Origin of the sequence: Enterovibrio gelatinilyticus, from assembly GCF_028683095.1 — a bacterium.
Lineage (GTDB): Bacteria > Pseudomonadota > Gammaproteobacteria > Enterobacterales > Vibrionaceae > Enterovibrio > Enterovibrio gelatinilyticus.
In genome coordinates, this window is sequence record NZ_JAJUBC010000009.1 from 59191 (window position 1) to 83164 (window position 23974).

Consider the following 23974-nt stretch of genomic DNA (forward strand, 5'->3'; position numbering starts at 1 on the left):
TACAAAGAAAATGAGGTATTAAAAACCCGTTGCAGGCTTAATCACTTTGTCTGCCTGCCGCTCGAGTCCAGATAAATAATGCAAAAACAGCGACGATGCAGGGTGGTCAAAGCCAAGATCATCAACGGTTAATACCTGCAACGTAATGCTCGCTTTGGCGTGCAATGGATTCAAATGCGCGCCAAACAACTCTTCGGCTAGAGACAAACTCTTCATTTTTACAGGGACACGGCGATTCATTCCCCAACTGAAAACCGGTAATGGCTGCGTCATTGGAATAATGGTCAATTTGCCTTGTCTAGCGCGAGCATCGTTATCCAATAACTGGCGTTTCGTGGGCGAAATCAGGCTGCGTAACGCTGCGATGTAGTGACCAATCCCATACTTGACGGCATCTTCATCCCCCCGCTCTAACGCGTCGGTCGCATCAAGAGTTGCTTCAAAACTGATGGATTCTGTCGGTGGGCCGTTTAGCCTCATCGTTTCGGTACGCGTTTGAGAACCCTGTTGTGATTTCACTTCAAATTGGGTGTTGAGCGTCGACGGGTTGATAAGCAAAGGAATAGCGCTAATCGGCTCACCACTTTGTTGGTCTAGCAACACAATGCCCGCTTTGAGGTAATTCGGTTGGCTCGATAACATTTAGCGCCTCCTCTCCATGTACCTGTGCGTTTGGTTTTGGTTTTGGTTTTGGTTTTGGTTTTGGCGACGATACTGTCCATTGCCACCAAGTTGCTTCATCAATGCGTTAGTCGCATCCACAATGGCCTTTTCTTTCGCGATACCTTGCTGCCTTTCACTCACTGAATGCAAAACAGGCCAGTTCTGAGAGACCGCCGCTGACATGGCGCGATACACATCCACATATCTCGCGTCGCTGTCGATTTCTATCTGGCGAATATGAAGAGCAACTTCTGTCGTGGTGTCTTTAGCCATAATCTAAATCTCCCGCCTTAATCGGACGATCGAGCTTTTGCAATTCCGCCGCTGCGGCCTCCATCAGCCAGCGCATGGAGACCTCTTCATCGTGCTGTGCGGCGAGAAATGTGCCATTTAAAGCGACATTGTGAATACTGCCGCCCGTAAGATTGAGCTTGGCTAGTCGTACCGGATCGATATTTGCCGCCAGCGGTGTTTTAGACGGAAATGCGCTGCGCCAAATGCGTTCTCGCTCAAGCGGGCCTGGAAACGGAAAATCGACGACAAAACGAAAACGACGGAAAAACGCTTTATCAATGGATGTTTTGAGATTGGTGGAGAGTATCGCCAAACCACGATAGGCTTCGATGCGTTGTAATAGATCATCGATTCCGATGTTGGAGAACCGGTCATTGCTGCTTTTGACATCGCCCCGCTTACCGAACAGTGCATCCGCTTCGTCAAAAAACAGGATGGCTCCGCAGCGTTCAGCCGCAAGGAAAAGCTGACGCATGTGCTTTTCGGTTTCACCAATGTATTTGCTGATAATTGCCGAAAGGTCGATGCGATGAAGATCCAGCCCTAACTCATTAGCGATAGCCTCAGCGGCCATGGTTTTCCCTGTTCCGCTATCACCACAAAACAGGGCACTGATCCCCATTCCACGGCTCATACGATCACGGAACCCCCACTGTTGATACACGCGGCTTCTCAACTTAACTTGCGCCGTCAACTGTTCTAGCATGTTGGTTTGTGCCGGCGGCAACACCAAAGTATCCCAACTTGCTTTGCACTCGATGTGTTGCGTTAATTTACTTAATTCACTGGATGCGCGACGCTGACAAGCTCGCCACAGCGCTTTTTCGAATCTAGGGTCTGCATATTCCAGCCAATCGCTATCACTTGATTGCGCGACAAGCGTGGTTTGTACGATGTCAGGCAAACTCAATGAAAACTGTTCAGACAACCGCGCAGGGAGGCCGTCATCAACGCCATTCAAGATGCTATGCCAATAGCTCGCCTGTTCATGAACAGTAGGACGCTCCACCAGCAACGGAAAACTGTTGGCAGTAAGCCCGATGGGCATCGCCCCTGCATCCACCAGTACCAACCCCCCAATGCGTCCGGTGAATTGCTGTAGCACTCTGAAGTTTGCCGGATCATCCCCATTTTCAATGAGCAGCATGATCGGCATCAGTCCCGCTTCACGCTGCCACAACCTTGCCAATGCATCTAAATCATTGGGGTATGAGGGTAAACTCGTCCCATGCAACACATGTAAGTTCGCACACACTTCATTGGCCAACGCTGTTGCCATCAGCGTTTTGCTCGTCTTATCTTCACCGTGAAGCTCGATGACGATTTGTCGCTCTCTTGCTTGATGCACATAGTTCAACGTCGCTTTCAACCGAGCCACCTGAGACGCTGAAAGCGATGGTTCGTCACGCTTGATTAAACTCGGCGACGGTTCAAACATGACGCTCAAGCGCTCATCAAGGTAATTGACGCCCCGCAAGAAGCTCAAAATCCGCTCATCAAGCGTCAGCGTCGCATCCCCTCCACCAAGAGGATGCCAATCCAGCAACAACCAATATCGAAGTGGACTATGAGGCGAAAAACATCCCCAACCACAGGAGTGAGAGACAGACATCGCCAATGAAGCTGTGGGGTGCGTAAATGTTTCGCTACCCATCACATCGGCACACTTTCTAGCAACGCGTTCATCTAATGACACCGCCATCAATAAAGCCAATACCGCTTGATCGCCTTCGGTCAATTCAAACTGATTGCACATCACGTTAAATGCAGTTGGCGGATCGCTGACAAATCCGCGATTAATGTCAGCCAATAGAGCTTGACCCGTTTGATCGTTCCGCACTGCATCCAACGACTGAAGAACCCAATCAATCAATCGTGAAATATGCGCTTGATTGGTTGCTTGCCAATGCGCAAACGCATCAAGGGATTGCTGACTTCCCTTCATCCCTACCGTGGCTTGATGTATTGCCGTCGACTCGCGCTGCTTTGATATCATCGCATCATGATCATCATCCAACGCTGGGTCTGACGAAAGCTGTGCTGAATTGTTCACACCTACGATTTCTGTCATACGGGCACCACCACTATTTGTGTTGGATCGTAAATTGGCGCGCGCGGCGTAAAGTCAGGTGCAATCGGCGGTCGGTCTTTTTCGATAAACCAACTGTCTGCACCATCAATGCGTAATCGCGCAGGATAAACACCAGCAGGTAAAGGACCGAAAACAAATACAAGCGTGTTGGTTGTCACGGTCACTGACTCTGCTTGCGCTCCATCGCTACCAAGCCAAAGGCTGGCTTGCTGCCCTGCATGCACATTGGGTGTCACGTTCAACGTCACAGTGACTGTTTGCCCATTTCGTACCACGCTAGCAGGCGGCAATGTCATCACAGGCGACACTTGCACCATGACTTGGTTAGATTGTCGTGTGTCGCCATCAATTTCCGCAGAATACCGCAATGCATAATGGCCCGCAGCCCAATTGGCAGGGGCATTTGGCAAGGTCACCGCATGACCAAGTGCGGAACCGCCCGCATCAACACTGACCGTTTGTTCAAGATCCTGTGAAATATGCGAGAAGGAGAACCGCGGATTTCCCCCTTCTAAAAAACGCCCTTCTACATCTAAGGTATCCCCCAACCTTGCGCTCGCCTGTCGCGCAGGAGGGATCACTCGCAACAACTGAGGCAATGAAGGAATGAGCTGAGGGAAAACATCTGGTCCACTGTTGTCAGTGCCAATGGTTAACACTGGCAACGCGTTCAATGTGCCATATTCTGCTTCCATTAATACCGTGGAAACGCGGTAGGCCATCGACGGGCGATACTGAGTTTGCAATGCACTCCACAGCCCCGTTTTCTCCGAAATTGGCATGGTGTGAGGGGCAATTCGCAGCGCTTCCGCTTGATCTGCCAGCCCTGTATCGGACAGAGCTTGCAGCAATGGCGGTAAGCCCGCTGCAATAGCAGGAGAAGGTGTCAACGCCGTTTGAATTTCGGTGCGCGTAAAACCAGGATGCTCATGCAGGATTTGCATGGCATAACCTAATAGAACGTCACTATGTAAATCCGCCGTACCATGGGCACACACCAAGTAGTACAAATCCAATGGCAGCGGCGTATTGTTGATTCTGTCTCCATCGGTGTTACGAGTCGGCACGCATTGATTGGCCCACGATCCATTGATTTCTGTGTGATAAAGGAACACGTTCAGTGCAGGGGCGGTATTGTCCTCTTGTGCCAGCATTTGATCAGGAGGTAACGCGTGAACAGGCACATTTGTATTAACGATTGCCGCGACATCATGGTCGACAAATCCATCGTTGAGCAGGTCGCGCAACAGTTGCGTGACGCCAGCCAGTGCCAGTGCGGAACTCATCGCTCTCCCTCCTGACGTTGGCGTAGATAGTCAGCCAAGGAAAGATCTGGTTTCCATGTCGACTTCACCATGCGCTCTGCCTGAGGTGGATTCTGAATGGGGGCTTGCTTGGACACAATCGTGACTGAATCTATTGTCACATTCACTGACACTGAACCTTCTGACCGCGCCTTTTGACGACGAAACGAGCTAGGCGCACTCGATGGCTCATTATCCTTGCTTCTCAATAGAGAACTGGCAAACGATGAGGTGTGTGTTGACGTTTGAGTGTGAGTTTGAGATTGATTTTGAGATTGACCCAATATGGACGCCGCCACTTGCTGGGTGAAGTCTTGCCTCCGGCTCCCCACTTTGGGCCCGATTTTGGCGGCTTTATTTGCGGCATCCTCAGTCACTTCGTGCAACTGTGAGTCAGAATGAGCTTGATGCTGACTCGCTGCAACATGCTCATTGTGCACCCGTTCGATATTTGGATCAGCGTTTTGCCAACTCGCACTTCGTGGATTATCACGTTCTCGATTGGCTTCGTTAACTATCTCCGCCGAGCGCTTTTGTTCGTTGAGTTGCTGGGAATGTGTGTTTGCCGATGACTCCCCCATTCGACCATCAATCGGAGATACAGATTGGGCGTGATCGCTGGACAGTAAATCAGCCCCTGAATCACTCACATTTCTTTCAGTGCTGCCCATTTTGTTTGAGAACGCATCTTTTGATTCTTTTCCTGACGACTCAGACCCAGTACGATCACCCTCATCATAAGTGACACCGTCACTTGAATGGCTACTGTTTTCGAATGAAGGGGCATTCGAAGGAACGTTATGCCATGCATCGATAGTCAATGTATCAGCGTCAAACTGATTAACTCTATTTATCCCACTGGAATAGCCTGGCTCCTGCGTCACTCGGGTCGCCCCTGCATAATATGACGACGCAACAGGTTTTAGCGTCTGCATTCCATCAATGTTCCGGCGAATGTAATCCCCTAACAAACGATTCATAAATGCTCCCTTATGACACTCTGGCAAATATTCATGAGTCGATCACCATGGCGATGTGCTGGCGACGGCGTGCGGGACTCATGGCGAGAATGTCGTGGCTTGACCAGCCGTAAGCTGAAGCAAGAAGGTGAACATCCCACAGCTGACGCTCAACATCTGATGTCAGCAAAGACCAAAACTGATTGGCAATATCGAATTGGTGCGCTGTTTCAGCCCCACATTCCGTGCATGCAGAATTCAAAGAAACGATGGTCAACGGTTCGATTTCAAGCATTCTCGCTTCAAGCGCCAGATAGAAGGCTCGCCATGCAGAAGCCGCATCTTCACTTTTATCAATGCAACTCAACACGTCCCGATAGCTCGCGGGGTCAAGTACGCATTGCGCAAATTCAGACTGCGTATGAGGTTTTGACAGCGGAGAGTTTGACGATGCGAGCACAAACAGATCACGGACAATCGGCAACCGGAAACGACCACTAAACGCCGCCATGCCCAGTTCCGTGTCTAGTGTTTCGTAATAAGGTAAGTACGCTTCTGTGTTGATCTCGGTAGCTTCTGTGTTGCTCTTCAAGCGCTCCGAGCCACTCGCTAACACCTGTGAAACAGTAAAAGACAATTGGGTTTTGGCTGTACATTCAGAGCAAGCACAAACCACTGCAATAGACTCACCAAACTCAGCGCGGTAAGCCAGTAGCAGGAAATGATCTCGCCCAGCTAACGTCCAATCAACAACGTCTCCTTCGTATTGACTTGAAAGGTATGCAGACACCAAGGCAACCGCACGTTGAGGTGGCAACATGTCAGCGGCTCTTTCCCAAAGCTCAACACGTTCATTGTTGGTCAATGCCGATATCGCAACACGCATTGGCATTCACTCACTGTTCTGGATGCACAAAACTAGGTTCTTTTGGCACCGTGATGTCGTTGCGTTCCCACCCCTCGTTCTCTAGTTTGATTGACTGGATCATGAATGCGGAGCTAGACGCATCGAGCGCAGGTATCGCTTTGTATTCCGAGACCCAACAGTTATAGAGGGTGTAGCTCAATACTTTTTGCCCAGCTTCATTGAGAACTTCAAGAATCAATGTCTTGCGAAAATCTGCCAGCGAGACTTCACCGCCTAAACCCGTGCCAATACGCCACACTTTGTTGGCCCACTGCTCAAATTGAAGATTTTCAGTCACCCCACGTTCGAGCGTAATGGCTTCAAATTTAGCTTGCCCCGGCGATTTACGGGTGTGTGAAGGGTCTGCCCCCTCTCGGTATTCCATCACTTCTACGGTGCGGCTGAGTCCCGACACCTTTTGTACTGCTGCTAGTACGTCACCACCCGCTTCTTTGACAATAAATTTGTAGCCGGGATAAGGCACAATACGTTGACCATTCACGTTAAGCTGAGACATCTCGTCCCCCTCGCTAACTATCAAAAATAAGCAAAAGCAAAAACAAAAACGAATGCAGAGAGCCTCTGCCAGCAAAAGCTGACAGAGAGGACATCTAACCGTTGCTGTTATTCATCAACTGCAAGCTAACAACGACAAATTCCGCAGGTTTTAGCCCCGCAAAGCCCACCAGTAAATTCACCACCCCCGCATCAATATCAGCTTGTGTGGTTGTCTCGGCGTCGCACTTCACGCGATAAGCCTGCTCAGGCGAACTGCCTTGAAAGGCACCTTGGCGAAATAACCCTTGCATGAAGTCACCAACTGCAATGCGAATTTCTGACCAAAGCGGCTCATCGTTAGGTTGGAACACTGCCCATTGCAAACCTCTAAACAAAGACTCTTCAATAAACAATGCGGTACGACGAACAGGTATGTAAGTCCATTCCGACGCCAACTCATTCGCACCGCGAAGAGTTCGAGCGCCCCAAGCGATATTGCCGCTAATGCCACCATTGCGAAGGCAATTCAAGCCCACAGGATTTAGCAGGCCTATTTCGTTATTGGTTAAGGATTGATTGAAGCCCATGACATTACGAAGATTTGCCGTGATGCCAGCCGCCGCAGTCCAGATACCTGATTCGGTATCTTTGCGCGCATAGAGTCCCGCGATGGTGCCACTGGGCGCGATGGTTCGTAGACGATTTTCATTGTTCGGGTCAGGAACCTGAACCCGAGGATAGTAAGCAGCAGTATTACGGTGACGAAGACCGGCTCCTGCTACCTCATCAAGCCAATCATGTGCCTCTTCAACGCTATTCACGTTAGCGGGCGGATCAATTAATAAAAATGCGCGTTGTTCTTCGCAATATGTCAGCGCCGGACTCATGACACTAAAGGTATCCGCAGATCCAAGATCTGCTGCTTCTGGGATCAGTAAGATGTTGAACAAATCAACATCCTCCAGTGCATAAAGCCCAGTTCGAAGTGAGCGGTTTCCTCTCAATGGTGCCGCACGCTCAGCGTCGGTTAGGAGCGTTATATCCTCATCAGCCCCTGCGGTGGCGAGCGTTTGATGTCCCGCTGGAGCAACCGTATTCATGGCATATTGCTGAACATTTGGCTGTACCTGCACCGTCGCGCTATTAATCAGTCTCATGAATTCGCCAAAGTCTCCCTGGGGCACAAGCGATTCAGCGATGGTGATGACTTGTCCTGCACGATATTCGGCACTGTTTCTTCCACTGAAAATCGCCATACGTGAGCCACGAACAACCACTTGGCATTGCGCCCAAAGTGGATCTGCCGCACGAGTATCTCGGATTGCGTTTTGCAGCATGAGCGCCGCTTCTGCAATTGTGGTGGGTTTGATGCTCGCATCAATAAATACATCGTGAGCCCCCGTCCCTAGATCCACGAGCAACGAATTATCATCCGCGACCCCAGCATACTGCGTCGTGTCTTGCACATCAGAGTAAAAACCCGTCGCTGCAGGCATCGCTGTACCCGCACCGCCCAACGACAACTGAACAAGCATTGAATCATCGTTAACAACATCGACGACATAACGAGGGTGTGTCTCTACCATCGACACGTTACGATAAATTTCGTTACGCACTGGCAACTCTAAACCATCAACATGACGGATCTCGGTAATCGTCAGGTTAAACAAAGACGTGGGATCAGAGGTGAGATAGTCAACATCAGCGCGTATATGGTTATTCCAATTACCGGGATCTTCGACTGGATTGTTCTGAAATTGACGTCCAGCATCAAACCTCAATGTGGTTGCACCGCTCCAGCTTTCTGCTGTCATGCTGCCATTCGTTCCTCCGCCTACGCGAATACCGACGGCTTGGCCTCCTCCATTAAGGTAAAACTGAGACACTGCGTAGCTCGCTTCGCTATCAGTGTGCACGCCACCAAAGTGAGTATCAAAATCACCAATGTGAAACATTCGCACTGGCGTATTAAGTGGACCGCGAGAAAAGCGCCCCACAATGGCGGCGATTGACGTAGCAACGCCACTCAATGAGCGACTACCACTAGGAATTTCTTGAATATAAACGCCGGGATATGTCAGTGCGACTGGCATGGGTGACCTCCTCAAGCAAGACGATGGATCCATTAAAACTGGCGTCAATGTATTGCGATGCCGTCGACTGGAAAATTCGACAACATCGAAGGGTGAGTACAGTATTGATGTCACAATACACAGTAATGAGGATGGTCAACTTTCAACCAGTTGCTTGTCGCAACCACAAGACGATACACATTAAGAGGGTGTTATGCTTAAAAAAGTACGTTCGTTTTATTAACGATTTTTCAGCATGTTAAGCACAATGTAATCGTTCTTACTAAACACCCTTATTTTTATGCGAATTAATATTGAGAAAACTCGAAAAGACCAACGAAATAGACAGGCAGCCTAATTGCTCAGGCGAGACAGCTCATTCCAACCATAATACCCCCGATGCATATCAGTGAATTTTCGGTCTTTTGCTTGCTGACGAGTGAGAGCAGATTGACGTGAATGTTTGATTGTTCATTAATGACAATGAAAAAGAAAAACGAAAAAACCAAGACAGAGTGAAGACAGCCCATCAAGTAGACATATATAGGTAGAAGCTGAATAGGTAGAAACAGAGTAGATAGAAGACGAATAGCAAAAATAGAAAGTGTCTGCGGGGCAGTTATTCGTTGTCGGTCGTATCTAGCCGCCGACAGCTCATCAGCGGCTAGCAAAAACCGGTAATACACCCAGTTTTATGATTGACTGACAAACTCGTGGATGTAGTCAATTTGAGGTTGCTTTGTAAATGCCCCCGGACGCAAAGCTTGGACTTCACGAATAATATCTTCCAATTCCCAGCCACGTTCTAATAGCAAATGCGCAGCCATCAAACCAGTGCGGCCTGATCCCCCCATGCAATGAAGGGCGACCTTCTCACCTTTTGCAATCGCATCATGCAGGCGTGATTGGCATTGTTGCCAGCTCTGAATAAACGCGGCGTTTGGCGCTTCATCGTCTTCAATCTGGGTTTGGAACCATGTGATTCCGGCAGCTTGGGCGAGTTCACCAAGTTCAGCAACGCCTTTTTCAGCCATTTCTTCTTGGCTCAGCGCGGTGACAATCATGGTCACGCCTTGTGCTTTAAGTTGATCTAAGCTCTCTTTTAACGACGTGCCTTTGGTGCCTGGGCATGGTGTTAAAATTAACGCACCCGCTTCAACAGGCAGTTCCCATGTTGGATGTGTCATTGTTATACCTTCATTCCTTTCAACTAACTGATTTATGCTAACCCTCAATTATGGCGCTTAAGTATTACAAATTAAATAACGATAGTCGTTGATGATAAACACCAAAAGCCTCAGAATAGCGCCCCTTTCCCTACTGAGTTGGCGCACTTGCCACCAGCCGTCCATTTTAGGGCGTAATCTTATTGAGAATTATACATATGGGTTTTACCTCGTTAGGTCTTTCTGCACCAATCCTTAAAGCGGTACAAGAGAAGGGTTACGATACGCCTTCTCCGATTCAGGCGCAGGCTATCCCTGCTGTACTTGAAGGCAAGGATGTCATGGCTGCAGCACAAACCGGTACAGGTAAAACCGCTGGCTTTGTTCTGCCAATCCTAGAAAAACTGAGCCATGGCGATCGCGCTCGTCCAAACCACGTTCGCGCTTTGATCTTGACCCCAACTCGTGAACTAGCCGCTCAGATCCTCGAAAATGCGGAGGCTTACAGCAAGCACACGCGCCTGCGTTCTACCGTTGTTTTTGGTGGCGTTAAAATCAACCCACAACTTATGGCACTGCGCAAAGGTACCGACGTTTTGGTCGCTACACCGGGTCGTTTACTTGATCTTTACAGCCAGAATGCAGTGAAGTTTTCACAGCTTGAAGTGTTGGTTTTGGACGAAGCTGACCGCATGCTAGACATGGGTTTCTTCCGTGACATCAAACGAATCCTCGATATTTTGCCGAAGAATCGCCAGAACTTGCTGTTCTCTGCAACGTTTTCTGACGAGATTCGTCAACTAGCGAAAGGCTTGGTTAACAATCCTGTTGAGATTTCAGTCACGCCTGCAAACTCAACCGCACGTACCGTTGAACAATGCATTTACCCTGCTGACAAGAAAAAGAAACCAGCCATCCTTTCTACGTTGATCAAAGAAGGTAACTGGCGTCAGGTGTTGGTATTTAGTCGCACTAAGCACGGCGCAAATAAGCTGTCTCATTTCCTTAATGAAGAAGGCATTACTGCGGCACCGATTCACGGTAACAAGAGCCAAGGTGCTCGCACCAAAGCACTGGCTGATTTCAAATCAGGTGAAGTACGTGTACTGGTAGCAACCGATATTGCTGCTCGTGGTATCGATATTCCACAGCTTCCACAAGTGGTTAACTTTGATTTGCCAAACGTTGCTGAAGATTATGTTCACCGTATTGGCCGTACTGGCCGCGCTGGTGAAACAGGTAAAGCGATCTCGTTGGTTTGTGCTGACGAAGCGGATGATCTATTCGGTATCGAACGTTTAATTCAGCAAGTACTGCCACGCATAGAACTAAAAGGTTTCAAGCCAAGCATCGCTGTCCCTGAACGTGCACTAGACACTCGTCCCATGAAAGCGAAGAAACCAAAAAGACCAAGCGCTCCAACAGGTGGTCGTCGTTCTTCTAGCTACAGAGGCAACGGTGACAAAGCGGTCTTCGAAAATCGTCAATCTCGTCAAGGTGGTGGTCAGCAAGCTCAGAAAGCTGAAGGCAACGGTGAAGGCCAAGCACGTCGTGAAGGTTCTGCTCGCAACGGCAACGCTAATAGTCGTAACGGTAACCGCAATGGCAACAGCAATACGGGTAATCGTGGTGCGAATGCATCAGGTCAAGCGCCATCACGCAATAAGCCACAAGGCAATGGCGCTCAGAAGCCAGCAGGAAGCCAAAACAGAAAACCAGGTGGCCAACAACGCCGTCGCCCTTCGGGCAACACAGCGAAAGCGACCCCTAGCGCCAACTAAGATAAAGTGATTTGTAAAAGCCAGACAGTGTCTGGCTTTTTTCGTTTTGAGGATGGTCAATGGAAGCCGACAACTTACAGTTTCCCCTCTCTCTCGCGCCTCTCTCTCACGCCTTTCTATCGTCAATAGTCTTCTTTCGCTTCACCACTGAATTTCGAGATATAACCTGAAAAGTTTTTAGAAAAAACATAATCCAGACAGAGAGATACGGCCATTATCTGTACAAACTGCACGTAAATGATGCATTCGTTCAGATTTCCACATTTTATTCTCATTTCGCCCTTAATTTTTCAGTAAAACGTGCCGCTTTTTCTTTTAGTTACAAGTTATACCCAATCAACCTGAAGATGCTCGATTTCAGAGGCCTTCAGGTTGTTTGGGTATAAGAAGCAATTAACGTTTTGCCGAGTATCGGCTATCGAGAATAATAATGTATAAGAAAACACTCCTCTCCATTTTAGTCCTTGCGGCACTTGCTGGCTGCAACGACGAAGACACGTCCATTATTCAACCAGATATAGACACAGAAACACATGCGCCCGTTCTTCCAGAAGAAGGAACGGATGGCTCTCCAGATATAGGTGTGCCAGACCCTATTATCGCGGGAGAATTTTCCCTCGATGGTTCATTGGTGTTTGGCCCTTCAGTAACCTGTAATGGTGAAGCAGCCAATGCGTTTGAATTCTCGCAAAATGATGCCGTTGTCTGTGAGTTCGACGGCACGGTATTAGCGACATTCAGCGACATCTTTGCAGAGAAAGAACAGCGCTCAGTTGACACGCCTACTCGGCTGAGATTAACACTTGAAAACGCATCCGAGTTTATCGACTCCCCAGAGAAACTGCGAAATGCTCGCACCTTGATCACTGCTGTTGCGCCAAGTCACGACAAGCAAATCGATTTCCCAACTTTGTCCACGAGTGACACGTTGGCCTTCTCTGCCATGTACAATAACGACTTAGACTTGCCACAAGCAGACTTCGATAAGCTATTGGAAGAAGAAGCACCCGTAGAAGAAAGCCTTGTCGATAAACTGCCGAGTACACACGTTCCTGATATTGAGCCGGAAGTCACAGAAGGCGCAGTCGCTGACTTAAACGCGCCGTTTGTTTCCGCCAACGCTGAAGAGGCTTATCAGTACAAGCCAGAAACAAGCATTCTTTCGAAAGCCGTTATCACTGATTCGAACGGTAAAGCTGTGCAAGGCTTGTCTTACTTCAGCCGATCGTCTCGTGGAAAAACCAACGAGCTCGGCGAGTTTGAATTTGTTTGGGGCGAAACCATTTCATTTGGTATCGAGACATTTGAACTTGGTGGACTGCGCGGAAACCAAACCCAATTTACGCTTCGCGACTTGGGCGTAGAACAACGCGGTCGAAATGCGGAAGCGTTGGTGAAACGCTACGCCACGACAAACGCTGGCAATCTCTCCATCAATACTGACGTTGAAAAGGTATTTTCTCAGTACCCTAACGTCATCAACGAAGCCATTTCGTTATCGCTCAACGACAAGGACATTCCTCTCGACGTTGGAGCGGGTCAAATACAAACCGTGAAGGCAGAATTCGAGACTCAATTTACGTCAGGCATCGCGCAACAAATCGATAAAGCCATTTGTGGTGAAAACTGCGATCAATCAGCTTCTCAATTTGATATCCAACCGGACGTGCGTGTCGCAACCGATGAGATGAGCAACATTCAGGCCGACATCAATAAGCTATGGGGCATCAATGATGCGGTATCACAAGGCTGGAAACCCGTCGATAAATTCCATGTCTTTGCGGATGCAACGTGGTTTTATGGAAGCGTAGGAACGGCTCGTGGACAAGCGGCCGTTAACATTTCGAACCGCGCATTCCCTGTGGTGATGGCACGTAACGACAATAACTACTGGATTGAGTTCGATAAACCTAAAGCCTATGACGAACGTGGCTTGGCATACATTACTGAATCCCCAGTCATCACACCCGATTTAGCAGGCGGAAACACGGCCACCTATGGTTTGCCTTTTGTCAGCATTGGCGAGTTGGGTAGCGGCAAGATCATGGTGATGGGCAACGCCCGTTATAACTCTGTGTTGGTATGCCCAACCGGATATTCTTGGGGTGGCAATAGTCAGTGTGAAAATGGGACAGACGGCGATGACATGAAGAATTTCTTCAACAATGTTATTCGCTATCTCACCAACCGCGCCGAGAATGCTTCCATCAATGTTGGCACCAATATACCTCACGTCTACTTTACTCGTGCCGGCATCACGCTGGGCCACAAAGAAGCGTATGTGATTGCTGATGACTTCAATGTCACAACAGAGCAAATCTCATCGTTTTCAAATATCTCCCCTATCGATATGCCGCTGCTTATCCTCAATGGGTTTGACTATAACGGCCCAACGGGTGATGTCTATTTGCCACCTCATACCGCCAATACTGACAGCCCTAAGCTCACCCAAGACGATGTCACTGCACTCATTCAGTACGTTTCTGACGGTGGCAGTATCTTGGTGATGGAAACCTTGCGTGCAACAAACAATGCTGGTGAGCTAGGTCGTTTGTTGGATGCAGCGGGCATCGCATTTGGCATGGGCGAGTCTGTCGTACCGACAGGGAATGGTCCCAATGATGGCTACGCCGATCGCGTACGCTCAAACCGCGAGTATGGTCTCTACATTATCGAACGTTATGCACCTATCGACGGTGAGAATGGCGAACAGCCAAAACTGCCGTATAACATTGATAAAGTCACAGGTGAGGTGACGTGGGATCACATCATTGCAGGTAAGCCAGACAAAGCGCCGAAGCTAGAAACCGCGTACTACTTCGATAAATTGGAAAACGGAGAGGAAGTCGCTCACAAGGCATTCATCCGTGAGGAAGATCATTTTGTACGCAACGACAAGGGTCATATCGATGTATCTAATGGCGAGCCCGTCGTTGATACTGAATCACTGCGCAAAGCCATTGACGATTTGCTCGAAAAGTTCGAAGTCAATGGTCAGCGCACCTATGAACAGTGTACTGATTACAACTACCACTATGAAATCAACTGCCTCGAGTATCGTCCGGGCAATGGTATTCCGCTAACTGGCGGTATGTCTCGCCCTATCTACACCAAACTCGATTTGGGAGAGAAAGAAGCTCGCGCCATGATCAAGGCAGCGGATCTCGGCACCAACATTGAGCGCCTGTATCAGCATGAGCGCTATTTCCGTACTAACGGTAAACAGGGTGAACGCTTAAGCAGCATCGATCTGAACCGACTCTACACCAACATGTCTGTGTGGCTTTGGAACGATTTAGATTATCGCTATGAATCAGGAAAAGACGATGATCTTGGTTTCGAAAAGTTCACTGAATTTCTGAACTGCTACACCAATAACATTGGCGCAGAAGGCACACAGTGTTCACAAGAACTCGGCAACCAGCTCACCGTCATGGAGATGGTTTATGGCCCAGACGCGGGTGAATATGCTGGCCAGATGAACCCGAGTTATCCGCTCAATTACATGGAAAAACCGCTGACTCGTTTAATGCTAGGCCGCTCGTTCTGGGATTATGATGTCATTGTCGATATTCGCCAATTCCCCGGAGAGCCAGATGGATTTGCTACGGGCAAAGAACTGACATTCGACATGAGCAATAATCCAGTTGCGTACTATGCGGGCAACCGTCAGGCGACTGGTCAATGGGCGGTTGCTCATCAACCCGTGACAGTTAATGTGGCAGGAAACAGTACCCCTGTTACCTTCACAATTGGCTTGCATGACGATCTCACCGGTCGTGAGAAGCACGAACTTGGTCTAAAACGCCCACCGCGCATGCAAAAAAGTTACTCTATTCAAAGCAGCGGTGAATTTACCGTGCCGTACGGTGGTTTGATTTACGTGCAAGGTGGCAACAGCGAAGCGGTTAGCATCAAGTTCAACGGCAGTGTTGCAGCCCCGCTCTTTGATGGAACGACCAATGAATGGGTGAACCCGCAGCACTCCCCTGCACCAATGGGTGATGTAGTGTCAAATAGCTTCATCTATACCGCTCCAAAAGCCAATATGGCAGCGAAAAACTTCGACGGCGGTATGGCACAGTTTGCATCAGACTTAGATACTTTTGCCCAGGATATGAATGAGTTCTATGCGAGAGACGAAGGCATCAACGGTCAAAACAACCGTGCTGTTACTCACGCCGACACGCCAAACAACCGCCATGCGTTTGTGAATGATGTCGCCATCAGTATTGGCGCTGCGCACTCTGGGTATCCGGTGATGAACAGCAGTTTTAATGCCGACAGCGAACACATGCCGACAACGCCACTCAACGATTGGCTAATTTGGCACGAAGTGGGTCACAACGCTGCTGAAGCCCCACTCACTGTTGAAGGTGCTACTGAAGTTGCTAACAACGTGCTTGGCCTTTACATGCAGCAAAAATACCTAGGGAAAATGCCTCGTGTGGAACGCGATATTCGCATTGCTCCACAGTTCGTGAATGCGGAGAACGGTCACGCATGGGGCGCTGGCGGCGCAGGTGAACGTTTGCTGATGTTTGCACAACTAAAAGAGTGGGCAGACACAGAGCTGGACATCACCCAATGGTACGAAGGCGAACTGCCAGATTTCTACAATCAAGAACTTGGCATGAATGGCTTTAACCTTTACAAATTAATGCATCGCCTCACACGTAACCAATCTGAAAATGGGATGCGATTAGTGGGTCAGAACCAATGTTACCAATCAAACTTAGGTAAGAGTGACGCTTTGCTACTTTGTGCATCTTACGCTGCACAAACAGACTTGACGGCGTTCTTTGACGCATGGAACCCTGGCGTCGTGGCAAGCATATTGCCGGGTCAAAGCCAGCCTCAGTATGGCGGTGGTATTAGCGATGCAGGACGAGCAGCAGTGAAAGCGCTGAATCTACCGCTTCCAATGCGTAACCCGCTGAACATTGATTCGGTGACGGTCGGCACTCCCGCACACCAGTAACAGCGTCTTCATCAAGTGCAATAACAAGCAATAACAAAAAGGGAGCTTACAAGCTCCCTTTTAATTTATAGACTTATTGCTTTGTAATAAGTCTATATTCCGTCAGCGTCAAAATGGCACTTTCCAGAACATCCAAGCCTTGGTTTGTATAACCATAGAAATTTGGCGTCACCGCATCTCTCAAATTCACTACCAAGTCTGTAATGTCATCACCTAGCATCAATCCATCTGATAACTCCGACATCAGGCGCTGTTTTTGGTCATCCAATGGTTCGATAAATTCGCTATAGCCCGCAACAGAGCTATAGAGATTGCTGAAGGTTCCTGTCGTGTTCTCTTCAATGTAGTAGCTCACTGAACGCGAGAAATTGACGCGAATATCGCTCACACTTTCATTGGTTGAAAAGACAGTTTCTAACAAGCCATCCCCACCCGCATGTTCAATAGTGTTTGGCTTATAATCTGTTTTCGGGAAAACAAGAAATGCTGATATTGCACCGTCACGAGTTACCGCTGATAGTACGAAACGTCTGTCGTCATAATATTTAATGACGTCACCAGCCATCGATTTTTTGATGTAAACTGGCGCACCAAATGTCTCTTCCAGCACATCTTCTGAAGCACGAATATAGATCCGCTCCAAATTATTGTGTGACGGAATATCAGTAAACTGCGACAACGTAAGGTTATATACCTTATCAATCGCATCCATGGTGTCATTCAATCCACCAAGAGCAATCGCGATAATAGAGACAAACGCAATGGTTTTTGCCCACTTTTCTCGAACACGATCTTTCAAATTTCGTTGTTGTGCTGTTTCAAGCGCCAGAGCTTCATTTTGCTCATTGACTTCAACCACCGACATGCCTTACCCCTTCAAATCTTCTAGTTTTTCAATCGCTGTTTCAATAACGTGCTCACTGATCGCCTCGATCTCGTCTTGACTCACATACTGCTTAATATCGTCGGAAAATCGCACACCAATAAAAACGCCAAAGCCTATAAGGCCAAAGACAAAAAGCCTAAACATCCTGATTCTCCAGTGTTATTGATACATCGAAATTCGACCTTTTACCTTTCGTAGGTAATTCTTAGTCTCATCGTAAGGAAGATTTTCAAGCAGGTGGTTATACACTTCATCCGGCGTCATGCTGTTAATCACCACAGCGGCTTTACGAATATTGGTCGACCTGTCTTTATTGAACGCTTTAGCTACGTTACCTGCACCTGTGTTGTAAGCGGCAATCACACAGTAAAGACGCGCTTCATCATTGGTCACGAACTTAAGGTAGCGCTTGTCCAAGATATTGAGATAAGCCGTACCTGTTTCCACGTTAATAGGCGGAACGTATAGGTCTGTTGGTGACATTGGCGAATCGATCTTACGGAACAATTTGTTCACGTCATGACCTGCACTGTTTGGTACAACTTGCATCAAACCAAAAGCAGGAACATGTGATTTCGCATCTGGGCGGAAAGAGGATTCGCTATGCATAATTGCCATAACAAGCGCAGCATCAATTTCCCAACGCTCACTTTCTTTTTCTACAAGCGGCTGATAAGTAGAAGCACGTGTCTTTAACGCGTTTTCAGGTAGCTTCACTTTGTAGCTCACCACTTTTTTAGCGGCATTGTTACTTGGTTTAGAAGCTTGCACTGTAACGGTTTTGGCGGGTTCGACGTCGCTCACGACTGTGGGTGTTGGCTGCTGTGTTAGCTGCGGTTTCGGCTGTGGTTTTGGTGACTGCTCAGCTAACTCCGTTGCCGTTTGCTTTTTCGGTGTTTCTTCCACGGAGAGTGAAGGTTTACGGGTATCCGTCACTTCTGTTTGGGTTGCGCTCTCTTTTGGTGCAACTACGCCAGGCGACTTCGCTTCAACGTTCGCGTTAGCTTTAGTTATCGTACTCGCATCCGCCATCACATTAGCTTTGGTTTCATCCGATTCAACGCTCACCACCTGCTCGACTTTCGCCGAAGATTCGACATCGGCTTTGTTTGCAATGACAGCGGTTCCTCCGACCTTCTCGTCGTCGGCCTTTTTAGGTTCCGTTTTTACTGGCTCAGGAATACCCAATTCTTTGCGCTTCGCTTTGAACTGTTCGCTGATTGACGCTATGCGCGGAGCCGCAGTTTGGAGGAGAGCAATTTTTTTCTTGTACGCACGTTCATAAATAAAGGATTCTGGAATCCCTGTATTTGAACGAATTAAACGTTCGGCTTGAACGTCAAGCTCACGCATTTGCATCTGAATTTGATCAATGATGAATTGTTTTTCTGTTTTTTCTTGTTCTGGAGAGTAATCAACATAAGCGATGGCTTCATTAGCGTTTTCCAGAGATAGTATCTGACCGTCGACTTCCAGTTCAGACAACCCATTTAACGCGGATGCCGAATCAGAATCCATATCGACCAACACCGAGATAGTCGCCGTATTGCCCTCGTAATCAACAACTTTCTTCACTGTGTTACTGTCTGAATATTCAACCGATTTGGTAGAATCAGACACTTCACCACTGCCCCATTGATCAATCAGCAATTCACGCTCTTTATCCAAATTCGAGGTGTACTCATCTCGCCACGCTTCGTACTCAGAGAGATAGTTATCGAGCCATTGGTAAAATTCAGCGAATTTTTCTTGTTGAGGTTGATTCACTCGTTTTGCTTCACGATCTAGCTCAGCAAAAGAATCTGCTGTCGCCAATCCAGGGACAACATTCAATACGACAGCGATACACACTGCCAACGCTTTTATTTTATTCGTCGCCATTTCCGGTACCTAGCACCATAAAAAAGAGGTTATCTCGCGATAACCTCATAAGAAGGGTTCATTTATTACGTATTGCGCTTAAAGCTGTTTCAGAGACTCAAGAGTCTTCGCCAGATCGTCAGCCGCTTGCTCGTTGTTGAATTGATTCCACAACGTTGCATCTTCGCCCGCAGCGTCAATCACACTGTTTCGGTTGGCTTTGTAGGCTTCTTGGTCCATACCAACAAGCACATACAATCCACCTGTTGGACTTACTTGGCTAACCAGCACGCGACTGTCTGTTAGTGAGCGAGACACGACTGTTTTGGTGACGTTTTCAAACGTTTCCATCACAGACTCATTCACGCCTTCAGTCGTATTTGTGGTAACAGATGCTTCTACTGCCTGCTTGAACATGTTATTCACGTCAATCTGAAACTGTGAGGCCAAAGCAACACGCGCTTCATTCGCTGCCACTTTGCGCATCACGCTCATGCCCGCTGCGCTTTTCTTCGCATAACCTGTCGCAGCAATACCAATGTCTGATGGCATCACATCACATACCCAACCTGGCGCTTCATCCTTTGGAGAATCAGGGAAAGTACAAGCAGCAAAGTTCTGGCTTTGCTCAACCGTTGCGTTGTTAGAACACGCTGAAAGAACTAATGCTAGAGAAACAGCAACAAGGGATTTTTTAATCATTAGTTGCCCCAACTGTTGGTCATACATGCTACATCCCAAATCGCACACTCTTCAGGAACCAATTTAGCGGTATCACCTTTGCGCAACTTCAGAGACATCTCCTCGTCGATAGCAACCCAAGAAAACGTTGGTTTAACCGCATCGTTCTCATGATTGACAACGTAACCCACACCCACGGTGTACGTTTCTAGATCGCCTTCGTCTGATTTAAAGGTTTGAGAGAATGAGATGTCCGCACCAGGTTGAATGCGTTTGTTAGAACCCATTGCCACTTTCACCATGGTGCCAGCTTCACATTGACGCATCTCCATCACTGGTGCAGAAGGCGCTAGCAGTTTTTGAAGCTCAAAGTTGTACTTCACAGATTTCATCGCCGCTTCGCTGGCCATTGAGGTGTACTGTGCTTTAGAGATAGGACACTTAGAATTGCGGGTTTCAGAAGTGAATGTGTCATAACTTCCAAGCTCGATGCGCTGAACCAGATTCATATCAGGTAGAGACACCACTTTAGCAACCGCTTTCACTTCAGTGCGGAAATCACAGTGAGCAGGGTAAACCTTGGTTTCGCCCTCGTCGTTGGTTTTTTCACGGCGTTCAGTGAAGTTGTAAGTAAGATCGCTTGCCGTCACTTCGGTGATAATGGCTAGGTCGGCGATTGGCACACCAGTTTTGTTGTAGCGACCGCTTTGCTCAGCAAGCTTGATCTCACCTTTCAATTTGTTCGCAAGTTTACGATCAACCAGTTTACTGCCGGTTTTTTCAATAGTGGCTTCAAGATCGTTGCGGTATACAGTTTGAAGACGGCCTTTTGCCGAGTCATCAAATGCCATATCAACAGGCAATACGATCACTTTAATATCTTCTGCTTTTTTCCCAGCAACTGGAGACTTTTCAATATCAACTTGGCCTGTTGGCATACAAACTTCATCGACACTTTGAAACAGACCACCCACACAACCAGATAACATTGAACTTACTGCCACTGCCACTAACGCTTTCTTAAACACTTTTGATACTCCAGTGTAATATTATTTTTAGAGTTGTAGTCCCAATGCTGTCCAAATACCTTTCTCTTCTATTTGTGAAGAGAAATGACGTTCGGCACCTTCATGGGAAAGTTTGAAGTTTGATACTGAATTGCCTGTCGAGATAACCTCGCTCGTGGACAATGTTTGTCCATTTATATTTCTAAGAGACAACTCAGTGACTTTTGTGGTGATAAATGCATCACCAACCATGTTTTTACGATAGTCAGAATTCATTATTAAAATATGTGAAATCGAACGCGACTTTCGAGTGGTTGTATTAATACCTACAGCGCCGAATTTTTCCGCTATAAATGCAGCACTTTTTTTATCGTTCACATCGGGCTTAATATAAACAAGAATACTGGACTTAACTTGGTCTACCTCTGCAACTAGCGTAGGAAGATAAGTAATATCAACTGCTCTTTTTTCGTTCATCGTTGACAAGATACCTATGCGAACATAGAGGTCTGCTAACTCGTCTTCGAGGTTGTTATTTTCCAACCACCACGTCAGTCTGTCTTGATGTGACAAGTTCTTAAGTTCAACTTCGGCATTGCTTTCAATTTGATCTATCTCAGTCAAAATTTGCGCTTTAACGTTGTCTCGCTTCACTCGAGCTTGAACATAATAGGCAACATCATTTTGCTCACTGCGCAGATACTCAGTGCCAATAAGTGTCAATTGTGCGGACTTCGCATTGACGGTGCTTTTCACATTTTCGTAGCTTAGCGCACCATCATTAATTTTTCGGAAACTATCATTTTTTGTAAAAGAAGAGTCCACTTGAGTCCATAGCTGTTCATTGATTTGACCTAGCGCGGATTTCTTAGCCAAATTCAAGCTACGGCCTTCTCCAACCGAATAAATATAGTTAGGGTCATTCACCGTTTCGACGTTATACCAATCTGGTGGTGTCGTTGATTGGCAGCCAACCAATACTAACGGCAACAATACTGCGTAGATTTTTTTAATCATTTTTATAAGAAACCACTCAGAGGTTAATAGATAGACGAAATCAGTCATCGTCGCTTTAGTAATCCAAGGTGAATCTCGAACCATGACAATTAGCTCTCATTTAGAGAGAGTCTCTAATGGCATATATTTTAATGAGTCAAGACAACCAAGCAATGGCGCGCATTATCTGGATAAAGATCTAAATTTTCAATAAGGAATGTAATTTTATTGCAAGAATTCTGACTTAAACGTGACATTTATAATGGCGAATAAATACCATCTCACAGAGAGAGTAATAAAAGTACCCATTCATTATTTTATGAAAAGAACCTATTTACTGTGGGAATCTATTCACCTTTAAATAATCTCACCTGGCAACCATTGCAAGGATGAATTGTCTTTATTTGTAGCAGGGTGAGTAATTAAAAACAGATGATAAATATTTGATGGTAGTATTTTTAAGAGCATAACTGGCTATTGTTAGCCAGTTATGTCGTATGTTTGAAGGGTTTAAATAATGATATCGAATAGATTCATGCAAAAAAGTTCGTGCTAGTCGGGTTCATCGCTTTTTCGTAGCGTTCGTTGAAGCAGCATATTCTTCATAACAATAGATTTGAGGTTCTTGTCGACGATATGAAGCTCCTCTTCGGCTTGTTGGACATTTCCTTCTTGAATCAGCCTTTCTGCATAGGTAATTCGGGCAATGACAGGTGAAAGACTTATCGCATAGTTCTCAAGCCCAACAGCCAACGTTTGTAATTGTTCAAGTCTTCCCGTTCTTACCATAAGGCTCACATTTGCTGCGCGAGTTCTTGCCGTAACGAAACGCTCATTTAACTCATCGAAGTCCGCCACAACACTTGACTGCCAACGCTGAACAGACTCGCTCAGTTCCAATGCTTCTTTAGAGTCCGGAAATAGATACTGGAAACTATCTGCCAATTCCATACTAGAACGAAAAGAATCCGCGACATCTTCCTCAGACAGCATAGATAATTTTTCGCTATATCGAGTAAACAACTGCGACTGATAGTGCTTCAATCCCTGAGCGCCAAATTCCTCGCGGATTTGCTGCGCCTCATCGACCGAGATGATTTTTGGCTCGGTGAGCGCGACTGTTAACTCTGACGCGGGGGACGGTCTGCTGCCTTGCACATACTGCAAGCCATAAAGAGACGCACCACCTAATAAAACGCCTAGAACAAATACCAATGCGCTGGCATTCTGTTTTTTAACTTTCACTTCAACAGGTGGCGGCACGACTACGCCCGTTCGTGAACTGTTCTCCAAGCGATCAATATGTTCAAAAACAGTAAAGCCGAGCACATCGAGGTCTGCCACCTTTTCACTTCCGCGCAGTGAAAGATTACGGTCAATCGCCTGTAATGCCCTTTCAGAGCGATACAAATCTCGTAGCTGGCTCAATTGCGGGTGCATTGCCCGCAACTCTCCACCCATGCGCCCCAACATCCAACGGTACAATTCAACCCGTTTTGCCTGTGGCATGTTTTGGTCTACGTGTTTGTCGCGAAGCACCGCCACTTGCAATTCAAGACCATTGGCAAAGCCTGAAAGACCTTGAGTTTTCAGTGATGCAACCGTGTAGTAGATAGCCACTAGCAAATCAGCACCATCAGAGGTAGCGACCTTTTCACACAGAGTACGTACTTTGTCCCAATCAACAGACCCACCCAGCGGATTAAAACGACGATTAATTTCACTGCGGATGGCTTGATAGTCGGCAGAGTCCTTCAAACGAGAGTCATCTGCCGCTAACTTTATGCCGTCGATGTCAGTCAACATCCATTGCGCCATGTTTATACT

At 47.4% G+C, this 23974-nt stretch carries 18 protein-coding genes; 2 read left to right on the forward strand and 16 right to left on the reverse strand.

Going from position 1 to position 23974, the window contains the following annotated elements:
• Window positions 1-18 precede the first annotated feature (18 nt).
• From LRP50_RS09545 to LRP50_RS09585, 9 genes are all read right to left on the reverse strand, one after another.
• The gene (locus tag LRP50_RS09545) at window positions 19-642 is read right to left on the reverse strand and encodes a CIS tube protein (RefSeq protein WP_274164237.1); all 624 of its coding nucleotides are present in this window, start codon (window positions 640-642) and stop codon (window positions 19-21) included.
• Window positions 643-936 (reverse strand): hypothetical protein, encoded by a 294-nt coding sequence (locus LRP50_RS09550; RefSeq protein ID WP_274164238.1) that lies wholly within the window; start codon window positions 934-936, stop codon window positions 643-645.
• Window positions 929-3028 carry an ATP-binding protein gene (locus LRP50_RS09555; RefSeq protein ID WP_274164239.1) on the reverse strand — a complete coding sequence of 700 codons (2100 nt, stop codon included), beginning with the start codon at window positions 3026-3028 and terminating at the stop codon, window positions 929-931. The genes LRP50_RS09550 and LRP50_RS09555 overlap by 8 nt, the downstream gene beginning before the upstream one ends.
• Window positions 3025-4335 (reverse strand): Pvc16 family protein, encoded by a 1311-nt coding sequence (locus LRP50_RS09560; protein ID WP_274164240.1) that lies wholly within the window; start codon window positions 4333-4335, stop codon window positions 3025-3027. Before LRP50_RS09560 ends, LRP50_RS09555 begins: the two co-directional genes overlap by 4 nt.
• Window positions 4332-5333 (reverse strand): hypothetical protein, encoded by a 1002-nt coding sequence (locus LRP50_RS09565; RefSeq protein ID WP_274164241.1) that lies wholly within the window; start codon window positions 5331-5333, stop codon window positions 4332-4334. Before LRP50_RS09565 ends, LRP50_RS09560 begins: the two co-directional genes overlap by 4 nt.
• 31 nt (window positions 5334-5364) lie before the next feature.
• Window positions 5365-6204: a hypothetical protein gene (locus LRP50_RS09570; RefSeq protein ID WP_274164242.1), complete on the reverse strand. Its 840-nt coding sequence runs from the start codon at window positions 6202-6204 to the stop codon at window positions 5365-5367.
• Between the two features lie 4 nt (window positions 6205-6208).
• Window positions 6209-6736, reverse strand: coding sequence for a phage tail protein (locus tag LRP50_RS09575; RefSeq protein WP_274164243.1), 528 nt, complete (start codon window positions 6734-6736; stop codon window positions 6209-6211).
• Window positions 6737-6830: 94 nt separating this feature from the next.
• Window positions 6831-8810 carry a phage tail sheath family protein gene (locus tag LRP50_RS09580; protein WP_274164244.1) on the reverse strand — a complete coding sequence of 660 codons (1980 nt, stop codon included), beginning with the start codon at window positions 8808-8810 and terminating at the stop codon, window positions 6831-6833.
• A 671-nt stretch (window positions 8811-9481) separates the two neighbouring features.
• Window positions 9482-9976, reverse strand: coding sequence for a cyclin-dependent kinase inhibitor 3 family protein (locus LRP50_RS09585; protein WP_274164245.1), 495 nt, complete (start codon window positions 9974-9976; stop codon window positions 9482-9484).
• Window positions 9977-10173: 197 nt separating this feature from the next.
• On the opposite strand from LRP50_RS09585, the gene LRP50_RS09590 reads away from it, so the two are divergent.
• The gene (locus LRP50_RS09590; RefSeq protein WP_274164325.1) at window positions 10174-11736 is read left to right on the forward strand and encodes a DEAD/DEAH box helicase; all 1563 of its coding nucleotides are present in this window, start codon (window positions 10174-10176) and stop codon (window positions 11734-11736) included.
• A gap of 430 nt (window positions 11737-12166) precedes the next feature.
• Window positions 12167-16717 (forward strand): SslE/AcfD family lipoprotein zinc metalloprotease, encoded by a 4551-nt coding sequence (locus tag LRP50_RS09595; protein ID WP_274164246.1) that lies wholly within the window; start codon window positions 12167-12169, stop codon window positions 16715-16717.
• 73 nt (window positions 16718-16790) lie between these two features.
• Here LRP50_RS09595 and LRP50_RS09600 read toward each other — a convergent pair whose 3' ends face one another.
• The 7 genes from LRP50_RS09600 to LRP50_RS09630 all read right to left on the reverse strand — a co-directional run bounded on the left by LRP50_RS09600 (window position 16791) and on the right by LRP50_RS09630 (window position 23965).
• The gene (locus LRP50_RS09600; RefSeq protein WP_274164247.1) at window positions 16791-17582 is read right to left on the reverse strand and encodes an ETEC_3214 domain-containing protein; all 792 of its coding nucleotides are present in this window, start codon (window positions 17580-17582) and stop codon (window positions 16791-16793) included.
• Window positions 17583-17585: 3 nt separating this feature from the next.
• Window positions 17586-17747, reverse strand: coding sequence for a hypothetical protein (locus LRP50_RS09605; protein ID WP_274164248.1), 162 nt, complete (start codon window positions 17745-17747; stop codon window positions 17586-17588).
• Window positions 17748-17762: 15 nt separating this feature from the next.
• Window positions 17763-19454 (reverse strand): transglycosylase SLT domain-containing protein, encoded by a 1692-nt coding sequence (locus LRP50_RS09610; RefSeq protein ID WP_420791215.1) that lies wholly within the window; start codon window positions 19452-19454, stop codon window positions 17763-17765.
• 108 nt (window positions 19455-19562) lie between these two features.
• Window positions 19563-20162 carry an LPP20 family lipoprotein gene (locus LRP50_RS09615; protein WP_274164326.1) on the reverse strand — a complete coding sequence of 200 codons (600 nt, stop codon included), beginning with the start codon at window positions 20160-20162 and terminating at the stop codon, window positions 19563-19565.
• A gap of 2 nt (window positions 20163-20164) precedes the next feature.
• The gene (locus LRP50_RS09620; RefSeq protein ID WP_274164250.1) at window positions 20165-21172 is read right to left on the reverse strand and encodes a hypothetical protein; all 1008 of its coding nucleotides are present in this window, start codon (window positions 21170-21172) and stop codon (window positions 20165-20167) included.
• A 27-nt stretch (window positions 21173-21199) separates the two neighbouring features.
• Window positions 21200-22252, reverse strand: a complete 1053-nt coding sequence (locus tag LRP50_RS09625) for an LPP20 family lipoprotein (RefSeq protein WP_274164251.1) — start codon at window positions 22250-22252, stop codon at window positions 21200-21202.
• A 447-nt stretch (window positions 22253-22699) separates the two neighbouring features.
• Window positions 22700-23965: a type VI secretion system ImpA family N-terminal domain-containing protein gene (locus tag LRP50_RS09630; protein ID WP_274164252.1), complete on the reverse strand. Its 1266-nt coding sequence runs from the start codon at window positions 23963-23965 to the stop codon at window positions 22700-22702.
• Window positions 23966-23974: the final 9 nt, after the last annotated feature.

What these genes read in the sequence shown, in the direction of transcription:
- LRP50_RS09600 (WP_274164247.1), bottom strand. Translation starts at nt 17,582, where the DNA reads ATGTCGGTGGTTGAAGTCAATGAGCAAAATGAAGCTCTGGCGCTTGAA.
- LRP50_RS09595 (WP_274164246.1), top strand. Translation starts at nt 12,167, where the DNA reads ATGTATAAGAAAACACTCCTCTCCATTTTAGTCCTTGCGGCACTTGCT.
- LRP50_RS09630 (WP_274164252.1), bottom strand. Translation starts at nt 23,965, where the DNA reads ATGGCGCAATGGATGTTGACTGACATCGACGGCATAAAGTTAGCGGCA.
- LRP50_RS09565 (WP_274164241.1), bottom strand. Translation starts at nt 5,333, where the DNA reads ATGAATCGTTTGTTAGGGGATTACATTCGCCGGAACATTGATGGAATG.
- LRP50_RS09560 (WP_274164240.1), bottom strand. Translation starts at nt 4,335, where the DNA reads ATGAGTTCCGCACTGGCACTGGCTGGCGTCACGCAACTGTTGCGCGAC.
- LRP50_RS09570 (WP_274164242.1), bottom strand. Translation starts at nt 6,204, where the DNA reads ATGCCAATGCGTGTTGCGATATCGGCATTGACCAACAATGAACGTGTT.
- LRP50_RS09625 (WP_274164251.1), bottom strand. Translation starts at nt 22,252, where the DNA reads ATGGTTCGAGATTCACCTTGGATTACTAAAGCGACGATGACTGATTTC.
- LRP50_RS09605 (WP_274164248.1), bottom strand. Translation starts at nt 17,747, where the DNA reads ATGTTTAGGCTTTTTGTCTTTGGCCTTATAGGCTTTGGCGTTTTTATT.
- LRP50_RS09590 (WP_274164325.1), top strand. Translation starts at nt 10,174, where the DNA reads ATGGGTTTTACCTCGTTAGGTCTTTCTGCACCAATCCTTAAAGCGGTA.
- LRP50_RS09575 (WP_274164243.1), bottom strand. Translation starts at nt 6,736, where the DNA reads ATGTCTCAGCTTAACGTGAATGGTCAACGTATTGTGCCTTATCCCGGC.
- LRP50_RS09545 (WP_274164237.1), bottom strand. Translation starts at nt 642, where the DNA reads ATGTTATCGAGCCAACCGAATTACCTCAAAGCGGGCATTGTGTTGCTA.
- LRP50_RS09550 (WP_274164238.1), bottom strand. Translation starts at nt 936, where the DNA reads ATGGCTAAAGACACCACGACAGAAGTTGCTCTTCATATTCGCCAGATA.
- LRP50_RS09555 (WP_274164239.1), bottom strand. Translation starts at nt 3,028, where the DNA reads ATGACAGAAATCGTAGGTGTGAACAATTCAGCACAGCTTTCGTCAGAC.
- LRP50_RS09580 (WP_274164244.1), bottom strand. Translation starts at nt 8,810, where the DNA reads ATGCCAGTCGCACTGACATATCCCGGCGTTTATATTCAAGAAATTCCT.
- LRP50_RS09585 (WP_274164245.1), bottom strand. Translation starts at nt 9,976, where the DNA reads ATGACACATCCAACATGGGAACTGCCTGTTGAAGCGGGTGCGTTAATT.